This window comes from Streptomyces poriferorum, assembly GCF_019399235.1.
GTDB classification, from domain to species: domain Bacteria; phylum Actinomycetota; class Actinomycetes; order Streptomycetales; family Streptomycetaceae; genus Streptomyces; species Streptomyces poriferorum.
In genome coordinates this window covers 1-3837 of sequence record NZ_JAELVH010000451.1, presented here as the reverse complement: position 1 = coordinate 3837, position 3837 = coordinate 1, and the positions used below count along the sequence as shown (strand labels likewise).

Sequence of the window (3837 nt, the reverse complement as noted above, 5' to 3'; positions counted from 1 at the left end):
GCCCCGGGCCCCGTGGCAAGCGGAACCCCCGCCTTCGGAGTGTCGTACGTCCGTGCGACACTCCGTTTCATGCTGGGTGTCACCGACCTTCCGACCTACCTCGCCGGCCTCGTTCTGATCGTGCTGCTGCCGGGGCCGAATTCGTTGTACGTGCTGTCCGTCGCCGCCCGGCGCGGGGTACGGACCGGCTATGTGGCCGCGGCCGGCGTGTGGACCGGGGACACCGTGCTGATGACGCTGTCCGCGCTCGGGGCCTCGTCCCTGTTGCAGACGACGCCCGTGCTCTTCGCCGTGGTGAAGTTCGCCGGTGCGGGCTATCTGACCTGGATGGCCATCGGGATGCTGCGCGCCGCGGTGTCGATGTGGCGCGAGCGGCATCGCCGGGTGGCCGAGATCACGGGCGAGGGCGCGGAGGTGGCCGGGGCCCCGGCCACCATGGAGCGGCCCTACCGGCGGGCGCTGGTGGTCAGCCTGTTCAACCCGAAGGCGATCCTGTTCCTGATCTCCTTCTTCGTGCAGTTCGTCGACCCGGGGTACGCCTATCCGGCGCTCTCCTTCCTGGTGCTGGGCACCCTGCTCCAGATCGCCAGCTTCCTGTACCTGTCGATGCTGATATTCGGCGGCACCCGGCTGTCCGCCGCGTTCCGCCGCCGCAAGCGGCTGTCGGCGGGGGCCACCTCGGCGGCGGGCGTGCTGTTCCTCGGCTTCGCGGCGAAGCTCTCGTTCAGCAGCGTCTGACCGTCAGCCTGCCTCGGGGGCGAGGCCCAGCCGTGCGGCGTACTCCGCGAGCCCGGCCGTGTCCTCGCCCGCCCAGCCGACGTAGCCGTCCGGCCGGATCAGGAACAGCCCCTTGCCGTACGCCTCGTAGGCGTCCACGCGGTGCGGCCTGACCTGTGAGCCGGCGAACTCCGGCAGTGCCGCGTCGGTGCCGACCGCCAGCAGCGTGAAGTGCGGGCCCCGGAAGACGTCGAACAGCCGTCGCTCGTCCGCCGGCCCGTCGGGGGCCCGGTCGCCCGCTTCCAGGACGCCCGCGCGGCCCACCGACAGCGGCCCCTCGCGGTAGCCGAGGCCCAGCTGCTGGGCGGCCGCACCCCGCTCCTGCTCACCGCGGTGGATCCGGGTGGAGAGGCCGAGCATCTCCGTGGCGACCGGGCGGCGCTCCTCCTCGTAGCTGTCGAGCAGGGCGGCGGGCGCCCCGTGACGCAGTACCTGGCCCAACTTCCAGCCCAGGTTGTACGCGTCCTGCACGCTGGTGTTGAGCCCCTGGCCGCCCGCGGGGGAGTGGACGTGGGCGGCGTCCCCGGCCAGGAAGACCCGCCCGTCGCGGAACCGGTCGGCGAGTGCGGCGCGCGGGCGGAAGTCGGAGGCCCACAGCACCTCGGTGACGTCCCGCGCCTCCAGATGGGTGCGCTCCGCGACGACGGCCCGGACCCCCTCCGGGGAGGTGTCCGGCTCGCCCTCCTTGAACTGCGCGACGAGCTGGAAGTCCGCCGTGCCGGGCAGCGGGCACAGCGTGATGAACCCGGCGTCGGTGCTCATCATGTGCCAGTTGAGCCGGTCGAGCGCGTCCTCGGCGACCCGGACGTCGGCCACCAGCATCGGGGCCGGGTCCACCGTCTCCCCGGTCATCGCGATGGACAGCGCCCGCCGCACGGTGGAGCGTCCGCCGTCCGCCGCGACCAGGTAGGAGGCGCGGACCGGGCCGGTGGACAACTGTGCGGTGACGCCGTCCGCGTCCTGGGCGAGCCCGGTCAGCGCGGCCGAGAACACCACGTCGCCGCCCAGCTCCCGCAGCCGGGCCAGCAGGATCTCCTGGGTCCGCCACTGCGGCATCATCCAGGGTTCCCCGTACGGCTCCGCGTCCGTCGGCGCCGCGACCCGGAACATCCGGTGCTCGCCCATCCGCTCGCCGTCCTGCCAGAGCATCCCGACCGGCGCGGGGCCCCCGTGCTCGCGGACCGCGTCACCGGCCCCGAGGTCGTCGAGGACCTCCCGGGTGCGGGGCTGGATGCCCTTGCCGCGTGAGCCGGGAAAGAGCCCCGGGGTCTGCTCGACCAGCAGGGCGGGAACGCCCCGGCGGGCCAGATCGCAGGCCAGTGCGAGACCGCACGGACCGGCGCCGACGATGAGGACCCCTGTTTCCTTAACGATGTTAAGTTCCATGTCCGGGAGTGTGTCCTTAACGGTGTTAAGTGTCAAGGGCGGGGGCTGTTAACTTGTCGAGGTGGGTACGACGAAGATCGACCGGTCCCGGGTGGCCGACACGGCACTGCGGCTGCTGAACGAGGTGGGCCTCGACGGCCTCAGCCTGCGCGCCATCGCCAAGGAGCTGGACGTCAAGGCGCCCGCCCTCTACTGGCACTTCAAGGACAAGCAGGCACTGCTCGACGAGATGGCCACGGTGATGTACCGGCAGATGCTCGACGAGGGGCTGCCGGGCCCGACCCCGGACAGCTGGCAGGAACAGCTCGTCGCGTACAACAGCGGGCTGCGTGCCGGGCTGCTGCGCTACCGCGACGGGGCCAAGGTCTACGGGGGAGCGAAGTTCACCGGCACCGACCACGCGGACGGGCTCGAAAGCCATCTGCGGACCATGGTCGACGCGGGCTTCGAGCTGTGGCAGGCCGTCCGGGCAGGCACCACCGCGTACTCCTACACGATGGGCTTCGTCAGCGAGGAGCAGGGCGTCCGCCCGATGCCGGACCAGCAGCGCGAAGGCTTCGACATCGGTGAACGCGCGGAACGCATGGCCCGCTACCCCCTGGCCGCCGCGGCCGGTGCGGAGATCTTCGCCCACTACGACGAACGGTTCGAGGACGGTCTGCGGCTGATCGTCGCGGGCATCGAGGCGCGGTACGGCGGACGGACCTGAAGGGGCGGGCGTGAGGGGTCAGGCGTGAGGACGCGGTGTCACTCCGCCCGCAGGTACGCCGAAGTCGAGACCCGTCCCAGCAGCCGCAGCCGCGAGGAGCCGCCCGCCAGGTGCTTGTCCAGGGCCTCCTGGACGCCCGGCCACGACGCGTCGCCGTAGTCGTCCAGCACCACGATGCCGCCCGGGGCGACGATCTCCTCGACCCACTCCAGGTCGGCCGCCACCCCCTCCATGGAGTGGTCGCCGTCCACGACGATCACTCCGTACTCCCGGTCGGCGACCTCGGCGCGCACCTCCGGGTCGGAGGAGAAGCCCTGCCGGATGCGGGGGTGATGCGTCGAACCGGCCCCGGTCAGCGCCAGGTTGGCCCGCACGACGTCCTCGCGCACGGGCGTCCCCGTCGGGTCGGCAGGCTGGGACGTGCCCGGCTGGAGCTGCGACCCGGCCAGCGGGTCGACGATGGTCAGGTCCGGCTGGATGCCCGCCCGGTGCACCATCCGGGTCAGTGCCGCGGCGAACAGCCCGTACAGCGTGCCGATCTCGAGAATGGCGCCGTTCGGCGGAGCGAGCAGCGGAACCGTCGCCAGTTTGCCGCACACATTGGACGTGGATCCCGCCAGCCGCCCCACGCCGAGCGACTCCAGCGCCACCACGGTCCGGTAGGCGGTGACGACGCTGCGCCGGGCCTTCGCCTCGTCACCGTTCAACGCGCCGATCTGCGAGACCAGTTGATCGATCTCCCGGGCAGGGGGAATCCGGTGCGCGCCCCGCCCCGTCCCGTCGAGCAGCAGCCCCAGCGCGTACTGACTCCGACGCATCTCCTCGGTGTCCCGTCGCAGTGCGGCGAGCTCGCTCCGCAGCGGTTCGGCGGCACGTTCCGTCCGTAGCCGGATGCGGCGGTCGACCAGGGTGAGGGCGGGGCGCAGGGCGCGTTTCGTCAGACGGTTCTTCAGGAGGGAGGGCAT

4 protein-coding genes are annotated in these 3837 nt (G+C 72.1%); 2 read left to right on the top strand and 2 right to left on the bottom strand.

Features of this window, described 5'->3' with window-relative positions; all coding sequences use genetic code 11:
- Window positions 1-69 precede the first annotated feature (69 nt).
- Window positions 70-738: a leucine efflux protein LeuE gene (gene leuE / locus JGS39_RS38130; protein ID WP_219574357.1), complete on the top strand. Its 669-nt coding sequence runs from the start codon at window positions 70-72 to the stop codon at window positions 736-738.
- Between the two features lie 3 nt (window positions 739-741).
- Here the strand turns inward: leuE and JGS39_RS38125 are convergent, their stop codons facing one another.
- On the bottom strand, window positions 742-2163 hold the full coding sequence (locus tag JGS39_RS38125) for an FAD-dependent monooxygenase (RefSeq protein WP_219574356.1): 1422 nt from the start codon (window positions 2161-2163) through the stop codon (window positions 742-744).
- Between the two features lie 61 nt (window positions 2164-2224).
- Here JGS39_RS38125 and JGS39_RS38120 point away from each other — a divergent pair, with 61 nt between their 5' ends.
- Window positions 2225-2872, top strand: coding sequence for a TetR/AcrR family transcriptional regulator C-terminal domain-containing protein (locus JGS39_RS38120; RefSeq protein WP_219574355.1), 648 nt, complete (start codon window positions 2225-2227; stop codon window positions 2870-2872).
- Between the two features lie 38 nt (window positions 2873-2910).
- Here the strand turns inward: JGS39_RS38120 and JGS39_RS38115 are convergent.
- A partial coding sequence (locus JGS39_RS38115; protein WP_219574354.1) for a class I SAM-dependent methyltransferase occupies window positions 2911-3837 on the bottom strand: 927 nt, incomplete at its 5' end.

Coding starts and splice junctions, on each gene's coding strand:
- JGS39_RS38125 (WP_219574356.1), bottom strand. CDS start 2,163: ATGGAACTTAACATCGTTAAGGAAACAGGGGTCCTCATCGTCGGCGCC.
- leuE (WP_219574357.1), top strand. CDS start 70: ATGCTGGGTGTCACCGACCTTCCGACCTACCTCGCCGGCCTCGTTCTG.